General features: G+C 46.9%; 16 protein-coding genes and 1 tRNA gene. 12 read left to right on the forward strand and 5 right to left on the reverse strand.

Going from position 1 to position 24,618, the window contains the following annotated elements; translation table 11 throughout:
- Positions 1 to 46: 46 nt before the first annotated feature.
- The gene (locus JGK14_RS18390) at positions 47 to 436 is read right to left on the reverse strand and encodes a hypothetical protein (RefSeq protein WP_293214470.1); all 390 of its coding nucleotides are present in this window, start codon (positions 434 to 436) and stop codon (positions 47 to 49) included.
- A 71-nt stretch (positions 437 to 507) separates the two neighbouring features.
- On the opposite strand from JGK14_RS18390, the gene JGK14_RS18395 reads away from it, so the two are divergent.
- The 7 genes from JGK14_RS18395 to JGK14_RS18425 all read left to right on the forward strand — a co-directional run bounded on the left by JGK14_RS18395 (position 508) and on the right by JGK14_RS18425 (position 10,215).
- Positions 508 to 1,401, forward strand: coding sequence for an ion channel (locus JGK14_RS18395; RefSeq protein ID WP_293186013.1), 894 nt, complete (start codon positions 508 to 510; stop codon positions 1,399 to 1,401).
- A 151-nt stretch (positions 1,402 to 1,552) separates the two neighbouring features.
- Positions 1,553 to 1,879 carry a DUF433 domain-containing protein gene (locus JGK14_RS18400; RefSeq protein WP_293186036.1) on the forward strand — a complete coding sequence of 109 codons (327 nt, stop codon included), beginning with the start codon at positions 1,553 to 1,555 and terminating at the stop codon, positions 1,877 to 1,879.
- Between the two features lie 183 nt (positions 1,880 to 2,062).
- The gene (locus JGK14_RS18405) at positions 2,063 to 2,398 is read left to right on the forward strand and encodes a DUF433 domain-containing protein (protein WP_293186015.1); all 336 of its coding nucleotides are present in this window, start codon (positions 2,063 to 2,065) and stop codon (positions 2,396 to 2,398) included.
- Between the two features lie 52 nt (positions 2,399 to 2,450).
- Positions 2,451 to 3,626: a metallophosphoesterase family protein gene (locus JGK14_RS18410; RefSeq protein WP_325315349.1), complete on the forward strand. Its 1,176-nt coding sequence runs from the start codon at positions 2,451 to 2,453 to the stop codon at positions 3,624 to 3,626.
- Positions 3,627 to 3,923: 297 nt separating this feature from the next.
- Positions 3,924 to 6,965 (forward strand): SMC family ATPase, encoded by a 3,042-nt coding sequence (locus tag JGK14_RS18415; protein ID WP_325315350.1) that lies wholly within the window; start codon positions 3,924 to 3,926, stop codon positions 6,963 to 6,965.
- 192 nt (positions 6,966 to 7,157) lie between these two features.
- Positions 7,158 to 8,327, forward strand: coding sequence for a pyridoxal phosphate-dependent aminotransferase (locus JGK14_RS18420; protein WP_293232973.1), 1,170 nt, complete (start codon positions 7,158 to 7,160; stop codon positions 8,325 to 8,327).
- Between the two features lie 16 nt (positions 8,328 to 8,343).
- Positions 8,344 to 10,215, forward strand: coding sequence for an aminopeptidase P family protein (locus JGK14_RS18425; RefSeq protein WP_293225050.1), 1,872 nt, complete (start codon positions 8,344 to 8,346; stop codon positions 10,213 to 10,215).
- Between the two features lie 85 nt (positions 10,216 to 10,300).
- Here JGK14_RS18425 and JGK14_RS18430 read toward each other — a convergent pair whose 3' ends face one another.
- The 4 genes from JGK14_RS18430 to JGK14_RS18445 form a co-directional block, all read right to left on the reverse strand.
- Positions 10,301 to 11,455, reverse strand: coding sequence for a hypothetical protein (locus JGK14_RS18430; RefSeq protein ID WP_325315351.1), 1,155 nt, complete (start codon positions 11,453 to 11,455; stop codon positions 10,301 to 10,303).
- 6 nt (positions 11,456 to 11,461) lie between these two features.
- Positions 11,462 to 11,878 (reverse strand): hypothetical protein, encoded by a 417-nt coding sequence (locus tag JGK14_RS18435; protein ID WP_293186025.1) that lies wholly within the window; start codon positions 11,876 to 11,878, stop codon positions 11,462 to 11,464.
- 273 nt (positions 11,879 to 12,151) lie between these two features.
- Positions 12,152 to 12,224 (reverse strand) — tRNA-Thr (locus JGK14_RS18440).
- Between the two features lie 366 nt (positions 12,225 to 12,590).
- The gene (locus tag JGK14_RS18445) at positions 12,591 to 14,750 is read right to left on the reverse strand and encodes a serine/threonine protein kinase (RefSeq protein WP_325315352.1); all 2,160 of its coding nucleotides are present in this window, start codon (positions 14,748 to 14,750) and stop codon (positions 12,591 to 12,593) included.
- 530 nt (positions 14,751 to 15,280) lie between these two features.
- Here JGK14_RS18445 and JGK14_RS18450 point away from each other — a divergent pair.
- The 5 genes from JGK14_RS18450 to JGK14_RS18470 all read left to right on the forward strand — a co-directional run bounded on the left by JGK14_RS18450 (position 15,281) and on the right by JGK14_RS18470 (position 24,435).
- Positions 15,281 to 16,399 carry a sulfate ABC transporter substrate-binding protein gene (locus JGK14_RS18450; RefSeq protein WP_293186031.1) on the forward strand — a complete coding sequence of 373 codons (1,119 nt, stop codon included), beginning with the start codon at positions 15,281 to 15,283 and terminating at the stop codon, positions 16,397 to 16,399.
- Positions 16,400 to 16,537: 138 nt separating this feature from the next.
- Positions 16,538 to 17,398, forward strand: coding sequence for a sulfate ABC transporter permease subunit CysT (gene cysT, locus JGK14_RS18455; RefSeq protein WP_293186033.1), 861 nt, complete (start codon positions 16,538 to 16,540; stop codon positions 17,396 to 17,398).
- Positions 17,388 to 18,266 carry a sulfate ABC transporter permease subunit CysW gene (gene cysW / locus JGK14_RS18460; protein WP_293186035.1) on the forward strand — a complete coding sequence of 293 codons (879 nt, stop codon included), beginning with the start codon at positions 17,388 to 17,390 and terminating at the stop codon, positions 18,264 to 18,266. The genes cysT and cysW overlap by 11 nt, the downstream gene beginning before the upstream one ends.
- Before the next feature lie 227 nt (positions 18,267 to 18,493).
- On the forward strand, positions 18,494 to 18,736 hold the full coding sequence (locus JGK14_RS18465) for an NIL domain-containing protein (RefSeq protein WP_293201058.1): 243 nt from the start codon (positions 18,494 to 18,496) through the stop codon (positions 18,734 to 18,736).
- A gap of 650 nt (positions 18,737 to 19,386) precedes the next feature.
- Positions 19,387 to 24,435 (forward strand): SdrD B-like domain-containing protein, encoded by a 5,049-nt coding sequence (locus JGK14_RS18470; protein WP_325315353.1) that lies wholly within the window; start codon positions 19,387 to 19,389, stop codon positions 24,433 to 24,435.
- Positions 24,436 to 24,618: the final 183 nt, after the last annotated feature.

The following is a 24,618-nucleotide window of genomic DNA, read 5'->3' on the forward strand; positions in this document are numbered from 1 at the left end:
TCGAAGAGTCGGACAGTCTACAAGCCCCTCCCTTTAGGGATGGGGTTCATGACTCTTCAACTTGTCTGACAGCCATGCGTTGCAGCGGCAGGCTGAGGATGCTAGAAGCAGTCAACAAATAAGAAAGAACAGTAGTCAGCTTCAAACTCAGCAACAACCAGCTATCCTCTGGCAAGTGAAGTTTCAGCCCGAAAACAGATATGCAGTAAACTATCCAGTAAGTAAAGCTCATCTTGATCAGGATTTCTTCGCTCAAAGTACGCGCGGCGAAGCTATCCCCTAGGGAATCGTCAGCCCCGTCAGAGGAGGCATTATCGCTCAGCACGACTAGACCCGCAATAGCAGCGACAAAAGAAACGATCACCAGATTGTCATGCCAGTTAAGCTCAAGCATTTCTAAAACTCCGCTTTTATCGTAATTTTTGGAATTAGACATCAGTCTAAAGGATAAGTTTTCCCGTTCCAAGCAATAGTTACAATTTGACACAGCCACAGTTACAAATCGCAATGAAAATTCACCGCAACCGCCCGCCACAGGCTCGTTTAGTCAATCGCAAAGGACAATTCACCTTGGGTGTTGTCAAATTGGGAGTACCTCGCCTGCATTTTGCCGATCTATATCACAGGCTGCTAACTCTTTCTTGGCCACAATTTTTCATGCTGATTTGTCTGTCGTATGTACTCACAAATTCTTTATTTGCCTTAGCTTACTTAGCGGGAGGAGATTGCATTGCTAATGCACGGCCTGGTTCATTCAAAGATGCTTTTTATTTCAGCGTGCAAACAATGGCGACAATCGGCTACGGTGCCATGTATCCGCGCACCGAGTACGCTAATACTATAGTTGCGATCGAAGCGTTTTTTGGTTTGTGGGGAGTCGCAATGGTGACGGGACTGGCTTTTTCAAGATTTTCTCGAGCAACCGCTAGAGTTATCTTCAGCCGCGTAGCTATAATCGCTCCTTTCAACGGCGTTCCGACTCTGATGTACCGCGCAGGAAATCAGCGCTTCAACCAAATTTTAGAAGCACAGCAGCGAGCTACTTTAATCCGCGACGAAGTAACATCGGAAGGAGAATATATGCGGCGTTTTTACGATTTGCAATTAATGCGGAGTCAATCTCCTATTTTTGCCTTAACTTGGACGGTAATGCACACAATTGATGAGAACAGTCCTTTGTACCAACTTACCGCCAAAGATTTGATCGAGCAGCACGCCGAAATTGTAATTACGCTAACGGGAATTGACGAGACAGTTTCGCAAACTATACACGCGCGACATTCTTTTGTAGCGTCAGAAATTGTGTGGAATATGCGGTTTGTAGATATTATTTCGAGAACTCCGGATGGCGGGCGGGTGGTTGATTATACTCGGTTTCACGATGTGAAGCCTGTGGAATAGAAGTTTTGATTTAGCGCTAGAATTAGGTGTATTGCAACACAAGCCGTAGGGACACGGCACTGCCGTGTCCCTACCTCTGTTAGATTTAGCCAGTCCTAGAAGACCTGTAGGGCAAAACAAGTTAATATTTATGAACTCAATAACTGCGAACATGACACTGAAAGAATTGCAACCGCAACTTTTGGCGTTAACTCCTGAAGAAAAGACTCAAGCTATACTATTTTTAGCCCAAAGTTTAACCAACTTTTGGTCTGGAATTCAAAAGACTCCCGGCGTGTGCGGTGGCGATGCTTGCATCAGACAAACGCGCATTCCTGTTTGGGTGTTGGTGAATGCTCGCCGTTTAGGTATTTCTGAATCTGAACTGTTAGAAGATTATCCGACTCTGCGTGCCACTGACTTGGCAAATGCTTGGGCATATGCTGAGGCATATCCTGACGAGATTGAAACAGCAATTCAAGAAAATGAGGATGATTGAAAAGTGGCACGTTTTTATATTTGTTGAATGAAGTTATGAGTTACATTATTATCTATTCTTGGCTGGCAATGCGTACTATACAATTGGCACTTAAATAGGCTCAATAAATCTGGGTGGCAAGTGCTAGAATAGTTTGACGATCACCAAACATATATTTTTTACCACTTAGTACGAATAACGAACATGACACTAAAAGAATTACAACCGCAACTCCTGGCGCTAAGTCCAGAGGAAAAAACTCAAGCTATACAATTTTTAGCCCAAAGTTTAAGTAACTTTTGGTCGGAAATTCAAAAGACTCCCGGCGTAATGGGCGGCGAAGCTTGTATCAGACAAACGCGGATTCCTGTTTGGCTGTTAATAAGTTATCGCCGTCAAGGTGCTAGCGATGCTCATATTTTAGAAGGTCATCCGGATCTGAGTGCTGCCGATTTGGTAAATGCTTTTGCTTATGCTGAGGCACACATTGAAGAGATCGATCGAGGTATTCTAGAACAAGAAAAAGAAAGCGACACCTAAACGATTGTTAGAAACCCATAAGTATTAAAATAAATAAAAGACTCCTTGTAATATGCGAATAATTCATACTGCTGACTGGCATTTGGGACGACGTTTTCGAGGGATCGATCGCACTTCTGAAATTGCGATCGCCCTGGAGCAGATTTTGAAACAAGCCAAGGAGCTCGATGTTGATGCCGTGTTGGTCGCCGGTGACATTTTTGACGTTCCCAACCCTCCAGCCTATGCTGAGCGCATTGCCTATCAATTTTTCTGCGAACTCCAAGCAGCCGAAATTCCCGCAATTGCGATCGCCGGCAATCACGATTCAGCATCCCGCATCGACAGCATCGCGCAACTGCTATCCCTTGCCGGCGTTCGCGCTTTAGGTAAACCCAGGCGATCGGCAGACGGTGGCAGCATTACTCTGAATACCAAAAATGGTAAACTATGCGTAGGAGCGATGCCTTTTGCTTCCGAACAAAGACTCTTAGATGCCAATTCTCTGTGGCACTCCGGAGACGCCAACCGCCGTCAAGATTACCGCGAAATTGTAGCAGATTTACTGCAAAATTTAACCACAGATTTTCGAGACAATACTGTGAATATGCTGATGGGACACATGAGCATTGACGGTGCTCGCTTGGCTAAATCCGAAGTCGCTTACTACACGCGAGAACAATACCTGCTATCATCGCAAACTCTGCCGCCAGAAGCTCAATATGTCGCCCTCGGACACATCCACATTCACCAGCGGATTGCTAAGAGTTCTCCTGCTTATTATTCCGGTTCTTTGATTCAGTTAGATTTTGGAGAAGCCGAACAGGAAAAAGGATTTTGCTTGATCGAAGTTGAGCCGGGAAGTCAAGCCAAAGTAGAATTTAGACCGGTGGCTTGCCACAAACCGTTAAAAGTGCTTCAATGTGATAATGACAATCTCGATCAAATTTTAGAAGCTCATCAATATCATCCTGGTTTTTTGAAGGTAATTGTCGAATTGGATAGCCCGCAAATCGGATTAGCCGATCGCGTGCGGCAAATCTGTTCTCAAGCGCTGTTAATTGAACCGCGCTATCGGGATGCACCGCTAGAACCAACAGAGAGCACTAATATCGATCCCAACAACTTCGATCCAGCAGCAGAGTTCTGCAACTATTATCAAAACCGCTTGGGAACGACACCACAACCCGCTGTATTGGAGGGATTTGACAATTTGTACAAGAAGTTTAAGGAAACAGTTAATAATTAAGCAATCGAGACTAGATCCCCCCTAACCCCCCTTAAGAAGGGGGGAAAAGAGTGTTCTCAAAGTCCCCCTTTTTAAGGGGGATTTAGGGGGATCGAGACTAAACTAGAAGTGCGCTTTATCAAGGCTTTTTGCTTGAGTCGATACTAGGATATATACTGCGTCCGAAGCTAGGTAGCCTGTCGCTGTTATTGCCAAATCTTGCGATTGCTTTCCTTCAGATCCGCTAACGTTCATCGCAATGACATATTCATCAAAATCCCGAAATCTAAAATCCAAAATCTCAAATCTAAAATCAGTATGCGTCCACTAGAACTTTTGCTCGAAGGATTTACCAGCTTCCGCCGGGAACAGCGCTTAGATTTTTCTCAACTCGATTTGTTTGCAATTACTGGTGCTACTGGTGCGGGCAAATCTTCACTGCTAGATGCCATGACTTACGCGCTTTTTGGTACGACAAATCGCAGTGGCAAACAAGTAGCTGATTTGGTAAGTCAAGGAAGCGAAAATTTAAAGGTGCAGTTGCGTTTTTCTGTGGGTTCGGCACAGTATAGGGTGACGCGGAGGTGGCGTTTTCGTCCGAAATCTCCCGAGAATAAGGTGATTTTGGAATGTTGGCAAGATGGCAATTGGGAAACTTTGGGGACGAGTATTGTTGCTGTTCAAAATACGATTGAACAGATTTTGGGGATGGATTTTGATACTTTTACAAGAGCCATTATTCTGCCTCAAGGCAAGTTTGATGAGTTTATTAAAGGAGATACTTCTAAACGCCGGGAAATTTTGCGGCAGCTAGCGGGATTTGAGATTTTTGAGCAGATGCGGAAGGAAGCAAACGACCTCGCAAAGTTGCTGAAACAAGAACGGGAAATGGTGGAAAGACAGTTGGCTGAGTTGAGCGCTCCGGCGGCGAATGAGGTGGAGCTAAAACGATCGCAACTTTGGATTTTAGAGCAGCAATTACCTCAGTTCGAGCGCGCTGTTATGGAAGCTCAGAAGGCTGTGGATGAAGAAGAACAGCTATTTTTCCAAATCACTCGCTGGCAAGAGTTGCAACAAGAATTAGCGCAATTAAATGCTAGTTCCGCCGAGATTACAATTTTAGCACAGCGTTTAGAAAGAGCGCAAGCTGCGAACCATTTACAGGGAGATTGGGCTTTATTGCGATCGGCTCGCAGTCAGTATGAAACTGCCGAAAGTGCTGCTTTATCAGCGCGGGAGCGGTTAACTAAAGCTCGCTCGGAGCTAGCAACAGAGCAGCAGCAATTTGAAGCAGCCAAAGCCAAATCTGAGGTATTAGCACCACAAATTAAGGCTCGCGAAGATGCTCTGGCTGCTGCAAAAGTATATGAAGAACAGCGCACTCAATTAGAAAAAGAAGTTGCCCTCGCCCAGAAAAATCAACAGGAAAAACTCCGGTTTCTTCAAGTAGCAGATAAAGAACTGCAAGCTGCTAATACTAAAATTCAGGCGGCTGGTTTTCGGGTTACTCAAGTAGCGGCAATGCTCGAAAAATATTCGCCCGGAGGAAAGCGTTTTGAAAAATTGCAGGAAGTTGCACCTTTATTGATGGAACTTCAACTAATTGCCAAACAGGTAAAAACTCAGCGCGAACAGTTGAATAAATCTGTCGCCGAAAAAGCCAGCGCCGAACAGAATTACGTGCAGGTTGCGACTAATTTAGCAGCAGCAGAAATCAGGCTAAAAGAGTGCAGTGCCGAGTTAGAAGCGGTGGAAACTGCTAATGCGGAAGCGGCGCGTTTAGAGAGTGTTGCTGCTGTCAGGATGTCGCTGAATGCTGGCGATACTTGCCCGGTGTGCGGGGGGGTGCATCCTGAGAGCGATTTGCTCCCTGCTTTGCCGATTTCTAAGATTGTCGATGTTGCTGGTTTGCGCCGGAAAGTGGCGGCTGCAAATCAGGTTTTGCAAACTGCTCAAATGGCGGTGGCTGAGGGGAAAAGCGCAGTTTTTGCCTGCGAGCAAAAACAGTCAGAAATTGCTCTAGCATTGGAATTGACAGAGAAGAGAGTTGCTCAGTTGCAGCAGCAAATCACTCAAGTTCTGGAAAATCCGCAGTGGGAAGTCTTGCAGTTGCAGCAGGAGTTGGTTATACTTGCAGATAGCGATCGCCAATACCGCGAAACCGAGCAGCAATTCCAACTCGCATCCTTTGAATATAATAATTACGAACAAAGATTTAATTTTGCAGCGACGACTCAAGCAGCTAAACAGCAAGAATATCAAGATGCGATCGCCGAATCAGACCGTCGGAAGCAGCAGTTGCAAAGTTGTGTGAATGCGCTTTATCAAATTACGGAATATCAACCCTATGCTAATTTAGCAAAAGCTTTAGCAGAAGACAAGCAAGAGTTGGCAAATCTGCTGAAAACTTCCGAAAAATCCTATCAAACCGCTCAAAATACTGCTATTCAAGCAGCCGAGAGAGAGCAACAAGCAGGGGAGGTTTTTGCACGAGCCCAAGCCAGCAAACAGCAGTTAAACCAGGATTGGTTAGCAAAATTAACAGCGGCTGATTTCACAGAAGAGACGTTTTTAGCAGCGGTGGCGCCCGTTAGCGAACAATCGCAGTGGGAAAATGCGATTCGGTGTGTACGCGAGTCAAAAATTCAGTTGGAGACGCGGGCGAAGGATTTGCAGGAGGCGATCGCAGGCAGGACTACCGATGAAGATACTTTAGCACAAGTGCGATCGGCAAAACACGCCGCCCAAGAAAAATTCAAACAAGCCAACAACAACCGCGCCGAACTTTTAGCGTGGATTCAAGTAGCAGCCCAAACCCTCGAACAAGCCGAAAGACTGTCCCAGCAAATTACAAATTTCACAGAACAAGAGCAAACCTATCACACCTTAGCGCAGAATCTGAAATCCAACGAATTTCAATCCTACATCTTAGAACATTTAGAAGCAGAATTAGTCGGCAGCGCCACCTTGATTTTGCAAGAATTAACCGAAAATCGCTACAAGTTAAAAAACCAAGACGGCGAATACTGGGTAGCAGATAATTGGAATGGCGGCGAAGCTAGACGAGTGCGAACCCTTTCCGGTGGCGAAACCTTCGCCACTTCCCTATCAATGGCTTTAGCTTTATCAGAAAAACTATCTCAAGGAGCTCAACTGGGCAGCTTATTTCTGGATGAAGGATTCGGCACTTTAGATGCAGAAACCCTCGAAAGCGTCACTCAAATTTTAGAATCGTTGCGGCAGCGAGAAAGGCTAATTGGAGTGATTACCCATGTTAGAGGATTGGGCGAAAGATTGCCCGCACAAGTTAAAGTATTTAAGTCGCCCCAAGGTTCTAGAATAGAAATAGAAAGAGTTTAAAAGACCGGGCGGTTGGAAACCGCGTCTACACAAGCAAAACCCGCCTCCGCGGGTTGAAGATTTGCCCGTTAAAATTATGTTTTTTTTCTTCAGTTGTTTTCTTCAGTCCGCGGAGGCGGACTTCCCTTGTGTAGACGCGGTTTCAACCGCCGTATACAAACAAAATTAATCCTAAAAACAGACTTAAATTAAATGAAAAATTACCCAACTCGAATGCAATCAGTACAATCGCCAATCATCCCAGTAGTAGGCGAACTAATCCGGCAAAATCCGGGAACGATATCCTTAGGACAAGGCATAGTTTACTACAATCCGCCCCAAGAATCATTTGAAAAAATCCCCGACTTCTTCGCAAATCCCGACAATCATAAATACAAAGCAGTCGAAGGAATCCCAGAATTACAAGATGCCATCGCGGCCAAACTCAAAACAGATAACGGCATAGAAATTAACACCCAAAACTGCATAGTCGTTACCGCCGGCAGCAATATGGGATTTACCAATGCCATTCTCGCCATCACCTCGGCGGGAGACGAAGTTATCATTCAATCACCTTATTATTTCAACCACGAAATGGCTGCTGTCATGGCAAATTGCCGTCCCGTGATAGTAGAAACTGACGCCAACTATCAACTCAATATTGTTGCGATTAAAAAAGCAATCACCGAAAAAACGCGAGCAATTGTCACCATTTCACCTAACAACCCAACAGGCGCGGTTTATTCTGCCGAATCTCTCCGGGAAGTGAACGAGATTTGCCGCCAACACAATATTTATCACATCAGTGATGAAGCCTACGAATATTTTACCTATGACGGCGTGAAACACTGTTCGCCCGCAAGTTTTTCCAACAGCAGCGAACATACAATTTCCCTGTTTAGCCTTTCCAAAGCCTACGGTTTTGCGAGTTGGCGCATCGGGTATATGGTAATTCCACAGCATTTGCTGGTTTCGGTGAGGAAAATTCAAGATACCATCTTAATTTGTCCGCCGGTAATTTCCCAGTATGCAGCCCTGGGAGCCTTGCAAGTTGGTAGAGGTTACTGCGATAATTATGTAAGGGCGATCGCATTTGTGCGCCAACTCGTATTAGACGAACTCAATACCATCCAAAATCTGTGTACAATTTCCCCAGCCGCCGGGGCTTTCTACTTTTTCTTGAAAGTTGACACCGAACTCGATACAATGGAATTAGTAGAGCGATTAATTCGCGAACATCAAGTAGCAGTGCTTCCCGGCACAACCTTCGGTATGGATAGCGGCTGCTATTTGCGCGTTGCTTACGGTGCCCTAGAAATTGCAACAGCAGCCGCAGGAATTAGCAGGCTTGTCAAAGGTTTGAAGACAATTTTAAACCAGTAACATAGGATATTAAAAAATGGTTGCAACTAACTTTAAATCTGAACGCATTCTTGAGAATGCCTCCGTTGAAAAAATTGCTACTTTGCGTGCTTTGATGGCAAACTATGACTTAGATTGCTATTTCATCCCAGCAGTTGACGAACACTTAAATTTATCAGTCCCAGCCGCAAAGCAGCGACGAGCTTGGATTTCCGGTTTTACGGGTTCGGCTGGCGATTTGTTAGTTGGCAAAAATTCGGCTTGGTTGTTTGTGGATTCCCGTTATTACGAACAAGCAGAGTTGCAAGTCGATGCCGGATTGATTCAAATATCGAAACTCGGCTTAGAAGGAAATTTAAGCTTAATTGAAACTTTAGAAAAACTGGCGACTGAATCTGCCCAAAAATTAACTAAAATTAGATTCGGTTTTGATCCGTTTACCGTAGCCACAGAGCAATATCAAAATTGGGTGAAAAAATTTGCAACAGTGGGAATTGAACTCGTACCGATACCGGAGAATTTAGCAGACAAGGTTCGACAAACAGCAGAGACTTTACCCGCGATTGACGAATCTCCTATATTTAGCTTACCAGCATCCCTGACCGGAGAAACCTGCGACGAAAAATTAGTCCGAGTCAGGGAAGCGATGCAGAAAGCCAACATCGACTTGCTCCCAATTACCAACCTCAATCAAATAGCGTGGCTGTTCAATCTGCGAGGCTCGGATATTCCCCACATTCCCATTTTCATATCCTACGCGATTGTCACCGCAGGTGCAGCATTTTTGTTGACAAATCTCGAACGAGTTTCACCGGAAATCGAGCAAGAATTGGCGGCGGCTGTAACTTTGCTTCCCTACTCCGACTATCCGTCAACCTTAGAACTTTGTTTGAATTTGCCGAAACAAGTTCGGGTGCTGTTAGATGCGAAACACAGTACAGCAGGCACTTACCAGTTATTGTTAAACCAGCAAAAAGCTAGTGAAAATAAGATAGAAATAGTTTTCGAGCCAAATCCCGTAGAAGGGATGAAAGCTCGGAAAAATCCTGTGGAAATCGAGCAGATGCAATCTGCTAATTTTAAGGCAAGTCGAGCTAAAACTCTAACTTTAAAGTGGTTGACAGAACAGCTAGAAAATGGTAATGTATTGACGGAGTTTGATGTTAAAGAAAGTATCGAAAGTTTTTATCAGCAAGAAGCTGATTTTCATATTTTAACATTTAGAACGATCGCAGGTGCGGGAGCAAATAGCTCGATCGTACATTACGGCACTCCCAGCCCCGAAATCACGCTAAAACCCGGAGAATTGCTCCTCCTAGACTCAGGCGCACAGTATCTAGCGGGAACAACCGACGACACCAGAACCATGATAGTCGGGGAACCGACAACGCAGCAAATCGAACACTACACCACAGTTTTGATAGCACACATCAACTGTGCCATGCAGCAATTCCCGAAAGGTACAACCGGATCGCAGTTAGATGCGATCGCCCGTGCGGTATTATGGCAACAACAGCTAGACTACGGACATGGCACCGGGCACGGAGTCGGCGCATTTTTAGCCGGTCACGAAGGCCCCAACGGTATCAGCAAATTTGTGCAATATCCCCTCGAACCGGGAATGGTAACGAGTATCGAACCGGGATATTACGAACCGGGATGGGGCGGAATTCGCCTTGAAAATCTCTATGTTGTCAGGGAAATGCCGTCTAAAAACGGTACGGCTTGGTACGGATTTGAACCGCTGACGTATATTCCGTTTGAGCAAAAATTGATAAATGTCGATCGGCTATCAACAACTCAACTACAATGGTTGAACAACTATCACGCTTCAGTAGTTGAGAAACTCTCACCCGTACTCGATACTGCCACAATCACCTGGTTGAAAAAAGCCTGTACTGCGTATTGAAAAAATAGGTACGTTGTTGGGCTTTAGCCCTCTTTCAAGATATAAATAAAGAGGGCTAAAGCCCAACAACGTACCTTGATTTGGATTATAATAAATTCGCCTTAAGCAAACGTCTTTTCAATCCAGAGCGACTGCTATATTTATTATGCAGTTGTTGAACCCGTGTGAAAAATTTAACTGTTTGGTTTTGATAATCCGCTAAATCTTGGAGTTTTAAAAGTAACAGCACTACTTCATCGTAAGAGCTAGAAGTTCCTTTTTGAATAAGAGCGTCTATATCTTCCCAAGCAGCCGTTTCTCGCTTAGCCAAAGCTTCTAAATCTCTGATTCGTGCAGCTTTAGCTTCCTGTCCTCTTCTTTCTTCTTCCTTCTTTTCTTCCTTTTCTGCGCTTGCTAAAAGCTGACGAATTGTTCGTTTACCGGGATTTTCCTCTTGTCTAACTTCTATCATTCCTGATAATTTCTTACTCAATTCAATAGAGAGATTAGATTCTCCTTTGAGTAACCGCATTAAAAAAGTATCGACTTCAGAACGTTCAAGTTTTTTGATAGCTTCTTTGATGCTACTTTCAGGAATTGAAGGTTTAGCAACACTCGCACTGATTGCAGCTTTGAGTAGATGCTCATCCACTTCAAAAATATCGATAAAAGCCTGTAACGATGAAGATAACTTACCGAAATTAGGAGGAACAGGTGGTTCTAGCCCTTCTTCATCATTTTCATCATCTTCATTTTCTTCATCATCATCTTCATCTTCGTCGTCTAATTCATCAAGATAGGTAATCCCTTTCAGCCAAGCCAAATAAAGTAAACGATAATCTCCCTGCAAAATTTCCTGACGCAAACCTATCAAAGAGGATAAACTTCCTTCTCCCTCTATCCACCCATCAAAACCTTCTTCCTCATTAATAGAAATTTCTAAAACAACAAAATCATTAATTTCCGAAACCTCAACTATGTCTTCAATGCAATATTTCCGCATCAGTTCCACATCAATCAAACCTTTGGGGAAACGAAACATTAGTTGTAACGATCCCCAATTAGCTATGTAAAACATAGCATCGAAATATTTGACTAATAATTGTTTTTCGTTGCCCGGTAAATCTCCATGGCTATAAACAAAAATAGCTTTACTAGAGCTTATTCTCGCGCGACTAGAGAGTTGGCTGAGTGCTTCTTGTTCGGATTGAGTCAAACGTCGATCGACGCTTTGAAACTCGTAATATTGATATTCGCTCATTTTGGGTTATTCCAAGTACATCGAAGAGATGGCAAAGGCTTCTTCCGGCGTACCGTAGAAACTGCCATTTGGGAACATACAAGGCTCGTATTTTTCACTGCTATAGGCGTAAAATCCCAGAGTCCAAGCTTCTTCATCACTAAAGTAACGCAGCCGACACAGGTGAAGGGGGGTATTTCGTCTTTGTTCTAAATATTCTTCACGAGATACGCGAAGCTCTTTGAACGGAAAATCTAAGGGGACATCAGGTTCTGTGTAGGCATCAACGTAACAAAATTGACTGCGAAAACGGATGCCTAGGCGAGTGTATTTACCAGCGTAGTTAGCAGCAGCATAATTAAGAATACGCTGTTTCACCCGTTCTTGAACTGCCGGTGGGATTTTAACTCCTCCTGAATGTGGATCTTTTACCCAAGGGGACATTTCGCTGCTCCGGTACAGTGCTGACAAAGTTAGTGTAGAATAACTTGCTAACTTTAGTGGCCAACATTTAATCAAACTTGATAATCAGACGCTCAAGTTTGCGATCGCCCGATTCAATATAACCTTCAATATAACCATAGATATTTCTATTTTTGGAAAAAAGATTACGTTAACAATCAAAATTGCTGAGGCGGGTGACAAGGACTTTGAGACGCTTGCGGGGCAAAAAAAATTAAGGCTAGAAGTTTTATCTAGCCTTAATTTCATTAAATAAGCTGGTGACAAGACTCGAACTTGCGACAGGCTGATTACAAATCAGCTACTCTACCAACTGAGTTACACCAGCAGTGAAAATTAATATAGCAAACTTATCGCCATTAGCGCAACCCCCCCAGCAAACTTTTTTGCAAATTCGCCCAAAACCTCTTCCGGTAAGGGCAGAACCGGAATTATCGTCTCCTGGGCGCACCCCGAGATCAGAAACCGGGTTTCTTCCGATATTTCTCGTCACTCAACCCAAATTTTTCGTAGAAACCCGGTTTCTAGCCCCTGTGGGTAAGTCGCGTGGTGGGGGCGGGTTTATCTAGATTGTTAATGGGAATTATAGATTGTTGGTGAACCTGCCCGTACAGGTATTGTGGTTAATTAGCGGATAGGATCTGAAAACTGCCAATTGTCAACTGTCAACTGCCAACTGCCAACTGCCAACTGCCTAATCGCAACACCAAATCTTAATTGTCTCATCCGCGCTGCCGCTGGCTAGCAAATTGCCCGAAGGTGCGATCGCCACCGAGTATACCGTACCCGAATGTCCCTCAAGAGTGCTCAACAGCTCCCCCGTCTGCAAACTCCAAATATTAATCTTATTATCATCGCAGCCGCTAGCCAAAGTCAAACCGTCCCTACTGATAGCAACCGAATCGCCCCGACTTACATAATTCCGCAAAATATGCACAGCCTCATTCATCCCTAAATTCGCTACACCCTTTCGCTTCGCAGAATTAGAATTTAAGATCCGCAACAAACTGCCCGTGTGCAAATTCCGCAGCTTAATCGTATAATCATTGCTGACGCTAGCCAGAATTTGACCGTCCGGCGCGATCGCCACAGAATTCACCCCAACATTCAAACCCGAAAGAGTCCGCAGCAACTTACCGCTTTCCACATCCCAAACCTTGCTCGTCGCATCCGAACTCCCGCTCGCCAATATCTTACCATCCGGGCTAAAAACCACCGCATTCACATTGTCTGAATGACCCCTCAAAGTCCGCAGCAACTCACCAGTTCGCAAATTCCACAGCTTAATCGTATTATCAGCCCCGCCGCAGCTAGCAATTATCTGCCCCTTCGGGTTGATCGCCACCGAATTCACCTCCATAGAATGTCCTGGAAAAGTACACAATAGATCGCCATTGTACAAATTCCAAAACTTAATTGTTTCGTCCGAACTGCCGCTGACCAACATTTTTCCGTCATAGCTAATAGCAACCGAATTTACGCGATCGGAATGTCCCGTCAAAGTGCCAACTAATTCCCTTGTTTCTAAATTCCAAATCTTAATAGTTTTATCCCAACTGCCACTAGCCAGAATTTCGCCATCAGGACTAATCGCCAGAGAATTCACAAACGATGAATGTCCCGGCAGCGTGTAAGCGCACCGCCATTTCAGATTTTTTAATTTGTGAGCGAACTCCTTCGCCCGCTTTGATTTCGCCTCAGCTTCCTGTCTGCTTTTTAGTGCCTCCTCCTCCAAACGCTTGCGTTCCGCCCTAGCTTTCGCCTCTCGCAGTGCTAACCGCCGCATCTCTCCCTTATAGGTTATTCGCTGCTGCTCCTGAATTTCTTTAAGAGTTTCCATATACGGTAGGGCCCAATCTTGAGAAAACCATTCCTGAGCAAATTCCGCCTCTAAATTAAATAGCTGAGGTTCGTGAGTAAAATCTATTTTTAAATAATACAAATCCGCTAAAAAAGCCGCCAGTAACTTATGAATTGTCACAATGATTTGCCGAATAATCCGCAGGCTCACCTTTTCATCTTTCCCCTCGGCTTCCAACTGGTGATAAACTTCTTCCCAATTCCAAGGCTGCATCGCCACTAGGGAAACATTCTGATTGATGATTCCCCAAAAACCGACATGAAAATTAACTTCATAATCGCTGATGTCGCTGTACAATATAGCGGTTGGCACGGGAGACAAAACAGTCTGCAACCGCTCCACATCAATATCAGAAATAGGGTTTTTGAAATAATCTCCGTAAAACTGAACTGGAGAGGATTCTCCGTGCTGGGGGTAGTGCTGGTTCAAAAAAGTTCTCAACTTAGCCGGCAGCTCGATATTCAGATTGTGGCGAAACGAATCCGGGCAATCTTGGCTAATTTTGGCCGGAGCAACTAACAACAGCAATCGGTGCTGCTGCTGCTGCAAAATCTGTTCAGTTTCCTGCCTGCTCAAATTGGAAAACCAGTTGTCCCTGTCCCAAATAATTTGAATTTCGTTCAGCTTAACTCGAATTGCTTCTGATTGAATCTCCCGCATTAACTCGCGGCCAAGCCGACTAATAGTCCGCTGATCTCTCAATTCTTCCGCCCTAATTCGATTGGCGCGTTCTTCCTTTACCTTTTCTTCTTCTATGCTGGCGATCGCAATTAACTCTTGTTCTCGGGCCTGCTGCCGCTGCAAATACTTCACTTGTGCTTTAGTCCAGCGGGGGTCTTTTTTGATTTGCTGGTTCAAAGCAGAAGAACCAGACGGCTCAATTTCTGCATAGCGTTCGTTGACAGCGCTTGCTCCCAATCTTTCTCCCAATTCGCAGGCTACAGGTTTCAACAGTTCAATTAGGGTATCTGAGACGGGGCGAGGTAATACCATTTTAGATTTTAGATTTTAGATTTTAGATTGTCTGAGATTTCCGATTTTAGATAATCTATTAAATTTTAGATTGTCTTTCTTAAATAACTTATGAGATTTTAGATTGTCAATTGTAGAGGAGTTATTCGATGTATTGGAGATGTCTGACAATCGAATCAATTTCCTAACGAGATTTACTTGGCAGGCTGCGATCGGATTCCCCCCACGACGCGAAAGCCCCTAAAAAACACTATCTAGAGTCGATCGCCCTTTCTCCGAAACTCGCAACTCCAGCCTTTGACCTTTGAGGTCTCGCCCAGGTTTACAGCCTCAGCAGCTTAACTTAACAATGTTTATATTCTTTACATTTTACTGCGAATCCAGGCGTACAGCACCGGGCAACTAGGCTAAGAGACGCCCGATCGACCTTTTTTTTTACCAATTTTTTTTGCTTATTGCCATTTCGCTCGCCCTTGTCTATAATCGTACTTCACCACCATAATTACGGTATCCCGACCTAATAACCGTACTTTAGTAAAGGAACAAATATAATGAGCCCGTGGCAACACCTAACTCAACAATTTCACCGACCACAACAGCTACCAATTAGCCAAAATCGATCGCTGACTGCACTTAAAAGATTTGTGTCGCTATTTGTAGTAGGAATAACTTTAAGTTTGGCAATTGTATCCTGCCAGCAGGGAACCCCAACAAACCCAGCAGCCAACAAAGGCAAAGTAGAATTAACCCTCGTTTCCTTCGCCGTCACCAAAGCAGCCCACGAAGCGATAATTCCCAAATTTGTAGAAAAGTGGCAAAAAGAAAAAGGACAAACCGTCACCTTCAGCCAAAGTTACGGCGGTTCCGGTTCCCAAACCAGAGCAGTAATTGACGGATTAGAAGCAGACATCGTACACCTAGCCCTCGCCCTCGACACCGCCAAAATCGAGAAAGCCGGACTCATCCAACCAGGCTGGGAAAAAGAAGTTCCCAGCGAAGGTATCGTCAGCAAATCCGTAGCAGCAATAGTCACCCGCGAAGGCAATCCCAAAGGCATTAAAACCTGGGAAGATTTAAGCAAAGACGGAGTTAAATTGATCACCGCCGATCCCAAAACCTCAGGCGTTGCTCGCTGGAATTTCCTAGCACTTTGGGGTTCGGTAATTAAAACCGGAGGAGACGACACCAAAGCATTAGAGTTTACCACCAAAGTCTACAAAAATGTTCCGATTCTGACTAAAGATGCCCGCGAAGCTATGGATGCTTTTTTTAAACAAGGCCAAGGCGACGCCTTAATAAATTACGAAAACGAAGTTATTTTAGTAGCTGAGAAAGGCGAAAAACCGAGTTATATTATTCCCGATGTGAATGTGTCGATCGACAATCCGATCGCGATCGTCGATAAAAACGTGGACAAACACGGCACTCGCGAAGTCGCCGAAGCCTTTGTCAAGTATCTGTACACTCCAGAAGCCCAGCGAGAATTTGCCAAAGCAGGATTTCGCCCAGTAGATGAGACAGTCGCCAAAGAAGCAGAATTTGCCCAAAAATATCCCGCCGTCAAAACCCTATTTACAGCTAAAGATTTGGGAGGTTGGGGAGAAATTCAGAAGAAATTCTTTGATGACGGAGCCGCGTTTGACAAAATCCAAGGATCGATTAAACGCTAATTCCCGAATTACCCGCTCGTAGTGAGGACTGAAGTCCTCTTCAAAACGGTTCGTAGTGAGGACTTCAGTCCTCCCCAAAATATTAGCTTTTCAAGGACTTGCATTCCTTACTACAAACGAAGAAATACTCAAACCTAAATGGCAGTATCATCTCCAGCAACCAACCCTCAATCTGCGATCGCCAATATCAAAAGAGCGATCGGCAAAATCACACTACCTTGGGGAATCACCATCGGCTACCTCAGCCTAATGCTATTTCTGCCAGTCACAGCCATGCTGCTAAAAGCCAGCACAGCAAACCCCGGCGAATTTTGGAAAATTGCCACAAGCCCGATCGCCCTTTCCGCCTACGATGTCACCTTCGTCACATCATTAATCGCAGCCCTAATCAACGGAGTCTTCGGCACATTAATAGCCTGGGTATTAGTCCGCTACGACTTTCCCTTAAAACGCATTGTCGATGCAGCAGTCGATTTACCCTTTGCGCTACCAACATCCGTTGCAGGTTTAACCCTCGCCACAGTTTACAGCGATAACGGCTGGATCGGTTCGCTATTTGCACCATTAGGAATCAAGATATCATTCACTCGCTTGGGCGTAGGCGTAGCCATGATCTTTATATCCTTACCCTTCATCGTGCGAACTGTACAGCCAGTTTTACACGAAATGGAAAAAGACATCGAAGAAGCAGCTTGGTGCTTGGGTGCTTCTCAATTTCAAACCTTTTGGCGAGTAGTTTTACCGCCGCTCTTTCCGTCAATTTTAACCGGAGTTGCCCTCGGATTTTCCCGAGCCGTTGGCGAGTACGGTTCGACGGTAATTGTAGCAGCCAACGTACCGTTTAAAGATTTAATTGCACCTGTTTTGATTTTCCAAAGATTGGAACAGTACGACTATGCAGGAGCCACAGTAATCGGCACTGTCATGTTAGGTATTTCCCTAGCAATGCTGTTCACAATTAATATTTTACAAGCCTGGAGGAGACGCTATGACGGCTGAGATCAATTTATCTAAAAATTACACAGTTCCGCCAGCGGGTTCGTCGCGGGGCAAAGAAAAAGCCTGGGTAAAGCCAACTTTAATCGGAATTGCGATCGGCTATCTCGGCCTCGTCTTATTTATCCCAACCCTCAACGTTTTTTACCAAGCATTCAAAAAGGGAGTCGAGCCATTTTTCGCCAACTTAACCTCGGCAGATTTTCTATCAGCAGCACAACTTACCCTGCTGATAGCTCTGATAGTTGTACCTATAAACACAGTATTTGGTTTGTGTGCAGCTTGGGTAATCGGCCGCAATAAATTTCCCGGACGCACCCTATTAATCACCATTTTAGACGTGCCGTTTGCCATCTCTCCCGTAGTCGCAGGTTTAATGATTGTACTGCTTTACGGTCGGCTGGGATGGTTCGGCCCGTGGCTGGAAACTGCTGGAATTAAGATTATATTTGCTTTCCCAGGAATGGTGCTAGCTACTGCTTTTGTCACTCTACCTTTTGTTGCCCGCGAAGTGATTCCTGTTTTAGAAGAAGTGGGAACCGATCAAGAAGAAGCGGCGAAAACTTTGGGAGCAAATGATTGGCAAATCTTCTGGAATGTGACGCTGCCGAATATTCGCTGGGGCTTACTTTACGGTGTGATTTTGACAAATGCTAGAGCAATGGGAGAATTTGGAGCTGTTTCTGTGGTATCGGGAAATATTGCTAAAAAAACCCAAACTTTGCCTTTGTTTGTCGAGGATGCTTACAAGCAGTACGCGACGCAAGCAGCATTTTCCGCTGCGGTAGTTCTCGGTTTTTTAGCTGTTGTTACTCTCGTGGTTAAGGAGATTTTGGAACGGAAAACTAGCATTAAGGAAGTTGACAGTTGACAGTTGACAGTTGACAGTTGACAATTGACAGTTGACAGTTGACAGTTGACAGTTGACAGTTGACAGTTGATACCGCAGTTTCGATCGCCCTAAATCCCGCTTCTTAAGGGAGACTTTGAGAATACTCCTGCCCCCCTCTTGTTAAGGAGGGTTAGGGTGGATCGAAGGGCTAATCGTCAAGCAGTAGTACGTTATCCCTGAAAAGAAACAGACATTAGGAGGCCACAATGTTAAACCAGAACAATAGCGAACCTGAATTTGAGTCGATCGACAATTTCCACCAAACTCAACAATCAGACATACCGCACACTGAGTCAGGAGACAGCAGACCAACTCAAACCCGCATTCGCATTCGCATTCCCAAAGAATACCATCAGGAACCTGTTATCTCTAACCTGATTTCGGAACACGGTTTAAAGGTGAATTTTAATGCAGCTTTGTTGGGTGGCAAAACTTCCGATGACCAATAATTTTTTGATGGTACCCGCCACGTGATTTATCCGTGGAATCAATCCCAAATCGAAAATCTAAAATCCTCTCTTCCCCCGAATTTATCCGTCAAGTCAACAAATTGAAAGTGCTCTGATTTATCTGAATGATTTAGATGTGGAAATCTGGAGCAATTCCAATCATCCCGATGAAGAAACTTGGTAATTGGCGATCGATCCAGGCTGTACAGGCTCGCGCAGCCGTGTTGGTTATTAGTCAAAAGCTAAAAACGAATAACTTTGGCATCAATACCCTAAAAAATAACATCAGATTGTAACTAATGGCGAGCGATCGCCATTAGTTATTTTTTGCTTGACATTTATGACAATACGTTGTACTCGTTCGAGTCTAATGACATTAAAAACTGAGTACAAGCTTGACTCAAATATTTTTGTAAAAGCCGGAACAACAGCCCCCTTGAAAACTTCTACACAATCAAACTAACTTCAGTATATCCTATAGGGAGCACAAAAAAAACGTTTTGTCAATCTTCCAGGTAGGTGAAAGTTAGGGGCGATCGTCTTCGAGAGCTTCGCCAACGACAAAATCTACCCTAAAATTAAGATATCTCGCTGCTGCGTTTGGTTTGTGCTATGAATTTAATGTGTGTGTGTACCAGAGGAATTTAATCATGGAACTCTATAAAGAACGGAAACACCAGATAGTTTTTGCGGATTCACAAGTTAAAGATTGCGAAAGTTTAACAAAAACCGCGAATTCCGATACAGAAGTTATTATTCTCAAGGCCGATCGCGACGGCATCGCGCAAATCGCCGAAACACTTAAACAGCGGCAAAACATTGCAGCAGTTCATATTCTGTCTCACGGCGCAGCAGCCAGCCTGCAACTGGGAACCACAGAACTCAATCTCAGCAACATTGAAACCTACCGCAATTATTTAGAAAAATGGTTTGCTTTGCCAGCAGCCGAAGCAAACTCGAAGTCTTCAACTACTTTTGCTAAACCCGAAATTCTGCTTTACGGTTGCAACGTCGCCGCCACAGAAGCCGGTGTCGCCTTCGTCGAAAGGCTGAGCCAGCTCACGGGGGCAAATATTGCCGCATCCGATAACTTGACCGGCAGTGCAGCCTTGGGCGGAGACTGGGAACTGGAAGTAACTACGGGGAAAATAGAAACACCTTTAGCATTTTCCCAAGAGGCGAGGGAAGCTTATAGCGGCGTGTTAGGAACTTTTAGCGTCACCAACTTTAACGAACTGCGCGATGCCATCTTGACAGCTAATGCTGTCAACGATCCAGATACGATTACCCTCACCGGCAACATCACCCTAGCAGCCGGACAGGTTCTGCCCAGGATTTCCAACCCCATCACTTTTACGGGTGGGGGTTTTGGTTTAAATTTCGGTAATAACCGGGGCTTTTTGATCGACAGTGGCGCTACACCAGTCACATTTTTTAACCTGACAATTGCAGGCGGTCGCTCTGTAGGCGCTGCCGGTACAGGCGGTGGCGGCGGTGCAGCCGGCATGGGCGGTGCACTATTTATTAACAGCGGGGCTGTCACAATTAACAATGTCACCTTTAGTGGCAACAGCGCTGTGGGCGGCGCGGGCAGCGCGGCTCCCGTTGCTCCAGCAGTAGCAGGCGCGGGCGGTAACACCGATTTTGCAGCTCTGTTTCCCTTTGTCACCGCAGGTGGGCCGGGTCTAACTGGTCTTCCTGGCTTGGCAAGCATCGGCGCTGCTGGCGGCCCCGGCGGTACGGGTGGCAATGGTGGACCTGGTAGTGGCGGATTACAAGGTACTGGTCTTAACGGCGGCCCCGGTGGTGCTGGCGGCCCCGGTGGTGCTGGTACCGGCGGTACTAACGGCGGAGTTGGTGGTATCGGTGGCCCAGGTGGCATTGGCGGCCTGGGTGGCGGTGGCGGTGGCGGTGGTGCTGGTGGCGCTGGTGGCGTCGCGGGCACTGGCGCGGCAGGTTTACCGGGCGCTGGCGGTGTTGGTGGTGCTGGTGGCTTCGGTGGCGGTGGCGGTGGTGGCGGTGTTGGTGGCAACGGCGGCGCTGGCGGCTTCGGTGGCGGCGGCGGACGCGGTACTGTAGGCGGAGCCAGCACTGCTGTAGGAGCTTTCACCCCGGGCGGCGCAGGAAGCGCAGCCGGCGGTGGTGGCGGTGCTGGTTTGGGCGGTGCAATTTTTGTGAATGCTGGCAGTTTGACCCTGAACAACAGCACTTTCTTCAGCAACACAGCCACGGGCGGCGCTGCTGGCGGTGCTGCCGCTACACCCGGCCAGGGCGCAGGAGCCGCGATTTTTGTTAACAGCGGCGCTACTGCAACTCTGACTAACAACACGATTACTGCTAACAGTGCTGCTGCGACTGCTCCTGCTCTTGCTGTGGGCGGGGGTATTGCTACTAACGGCGGTGCTGTGAATGTCAGAAACACTATTGTTGCTGGCAATACTGGTGGCGCGAGTCCTGATGTGTTCGGAACCTCTTTCGCCGCCACCAGTATCAAGAATTTGATCGGGAACATTGCTGGTAGCAATTTACCTGCTACCCAGCAATTGGCGGCGACTGTTCCTCTAGCTAATGTACTCGCACCTACCGCAGCACTGAACCAGGCTACAGGCGTTCCCTTCACTTATGCTTTGGCTGATAGCACTGCGACAGTGATTAATCCGGCGATCGATGGCGGAGATGTGGCGGCTGGGGCGGCTGCTGGCGCGACTGACGAGCGGGGTACTGGCTTTCCTCGGACGATCGGCGCTGCTGTTGATATCGGTGCCTACGAGTACGGCCCGATCGTCACAGGCGTCAAATACAACGACCTTAACGGTGACGGCGTTCGGCAGGCGGCTGAACCCGGTCTCCCAGGTTGGGTAATTTCTGTAGGCACGAAGAGCGCTACCACCGCAGCCGACGGCTCTTACACCCTCCGCGACGTAAAAACAAATACTGCGATTACAGAAGCCCCGCCCGCTGGAACGCCTCCCACTGCTTGGGTGCAGACTGTCGGCCCGACTCCGCCCTCTACAGGTATTGTGAATGTCACCGGCGCCAACTTCGGTAATTTCCAAAAAACTACGATCGCGGGCAAAACCTTCAGCGACCTCGCAGGCAACGGTTTCACTCCCGACGACACCGTATTAGCTGGCGTCGTAGTCAATCTCTACAAAGACACCAACGGCGACGGCATATTCCAAGCCGCCACAGATACAGTTGTCGGCACTCCGCAAACGACTACGGCAACAGGAGATTACAGCTTCGCGGACATCGGCCCGGGCAAGTACCTGATACAAGCCACTCCCCCAGCCAACTCCAGCATCTCTTTCCCCGCTGGCGCAATTCCGGCTATTCCGGTTACTACCCAAAGCGGTCTTGCCGTCACCGGGCAGAACTTTGGCATCTTCAAAAACATCACTATCACAGGTCAGAAGTTCAACGACCTCAACGGGAATGGGGTCAAAGAGGGGGCCGAACCAGGATTAGAAGGCTGGAAAATCTTACTAGAACCACAGACCTTTATCGGCACAGCAGTACCGCGATCGACTACCACTGATGCCTCTGGGAATTACACCTTTACTGACGTTGGCGCTGGTACATTCCTCCTGCGGGAAGAGCAAAAGACTGGTTGGCAGCAAACTTTCCCTGTTCCCCCAGCGGCCACGAGGCTTACTACCGCAAGTGGCGTTAACATTGCCAACACCACCACCCTTCCTACCAACTTCGGGAACTTCCAGGTTGGCAAGATCAGCGGGATCAAATTTAACGATCGCAACAAAAATGGTGTCCAAGATGCTGGCGAACCAGCGCTAGCAGGCTGGAGAATCTACCTAGATGCCAACAACAACGGCACGCTAGAGCCAACCGAAACCGCTACTGTTACCGATATCACCGGTAAGTACCAGTTCAACGACTTGCCATTCGCCACCTACAACGTCCGGGAATTAGTAGAACCAGGCTGGACGCAAATCGCCCCCGCAGCCAGCGCCACCGCGCCTACCCTTCCAGGTGCGTATACTATCCCTCTCACCAGCGGTCAAGACTCCCAAAACAACAACTTCGGCAACTTCTTCGAGGCGAGCACGATCAGCGGTCAAAAATTCAATGACCTCAACAACAACGGCGTTAAGGATGCCACAGAACCGGGTCTACAAAACTGGCAAATCTTCGTAGACACGAACAAAGATGGAGTCTTCCAACAGGGCGAATTGACTACCATCACGGATAAGGATGGCAACTACACTATCAACGACGTACCCGCAGGTACTTTCCAGGTAAGGGAAGTCCAGCAAACCGGCTGGACGCTGACAACTGCGCTCCCCGCCGACGTTGTTATAGCTAAGGCCGGAGAAAAACCCACCGGCATTAACTTCGGCAACTTCCTGCCCCAACCGGGCCAGATCCGCGGTCTGAAGTTCCAAGACAACAACAGAAATGGCGTTCAGGATGCCGGAGAACCGGGTTTACCCAATGTCCAAATTCAGTTAACCAAAGTCGTAGCTCCCGCGCCAGGAGCTCCTGTTGCTGTTCCGGTTACTACTACCACAGACAACAGCGGCAACTACCTGTTCGCGAACCTAGCGCCGGCAACCTACCGCGTTCGGGAAATCGCGCCAGTTGGTTTCACTCAAAGCAGCCCCAACCCCGCCGACATCGTGCTGGCTTCGGGCGCTATTGTCAGCGGCATCAACTTCGGGAATTCGGTTATAACAACACCGACACCTTCACCAACGCCGACACCGACGCCAGAACCACCTGGCAGGACATCGCCGACACCGACGCCTGCGCCGACGCCAACACCACCGACACCAGAGACGCCGACACCGCCGACACCGCCAACACCACCGACACCAGAGACGCCGACGCCGACACCGACGCCGACGCCGACACCAGAACCGACGCCGACACCGACGCCGACACCTTTAGTGACAGATTTGGTTTGTCCCGATTCTTTCCCCAGGGTTACCCCTCCGAATCTGCCCCCCAGTCCTTCGCGCAACGGTGTCATCAACGGCACTAACGGCAACGATACCCTCGTGGGCAGTGCCAATGCTGACTCTATCTTCGGGTTAGGCGGCGCTGATTTGATCTTCGGCCAAGAGGGCGGCGATTACATCAATGGCAATACCGGCAACGATACTATCTATGGTGGCAAAGATAGCAATACTATCTTCGGTGGTAAAGGCTTTGACCTGATCTTTGGCGATCGAGCTAACGATACTCTTTACGGCAATCGGGGCAACGACTCAGTAAGCGGCGACGACGGCGATGACGTATTGTACGGCGGCAAAGGCGACGACGTGCTATTGGGAGAAGCCGGCGACGACGTGCTATTGGGCGATCAAGGTAATGACACTCTCTGCGGTGGCGACGGTAACAATACCTTACTGGGCGGCAGCGGCGATGATATACTCTTTGGTGGCACCGGCGATGACTTGCTGTTTGGCGGCATTGGCAATGATACTCTGATCGCTAACGGCAACCGACAAGACTTTGTATTGGCAGCGATTCAGGGAATTGACACGATTATCAACTTTAGACCAGAATCTGATTCGATCCAGTTGGTGGGAGGCTTGGACTTCAATCAACTGTTGTTAACCGAAACTAACGGCTCAACTGCGATCGCGATCGCCAGCACCAACCAGACTTTGGCTATATTGGCGGGCGTTGTCCCCAACCGGTTAGCGGCAAGCAGTTTTAACGTGCTGGTGGTTTAATCTGTAGTCCTTAGTAGGCATTGGTTTCAACTTAACGTCAAACGTAGTGCCTGTCTGGCGATCGGGGCCAGATCCCCCCTAGCCCCCCTTCTTAAGGGGGGGACAGGATTTTTCTCAAAGTCCCCCTTCTTAAGGGGGATTTAGGGGGATCGACGCTCAGGGTAAACGAGAGATACAAAGGTT

The sequence above is a fragment of the Microcoleus sp. PH2017_28_MFU_U_A genome (assembly GCF_020738035.1).
Taxonomy (GTDB): Bacteria; Cyanobacteriota; Cyanobacteriia; order Cyanobacteriales; family Microcoleaceae; genus Microcoleus.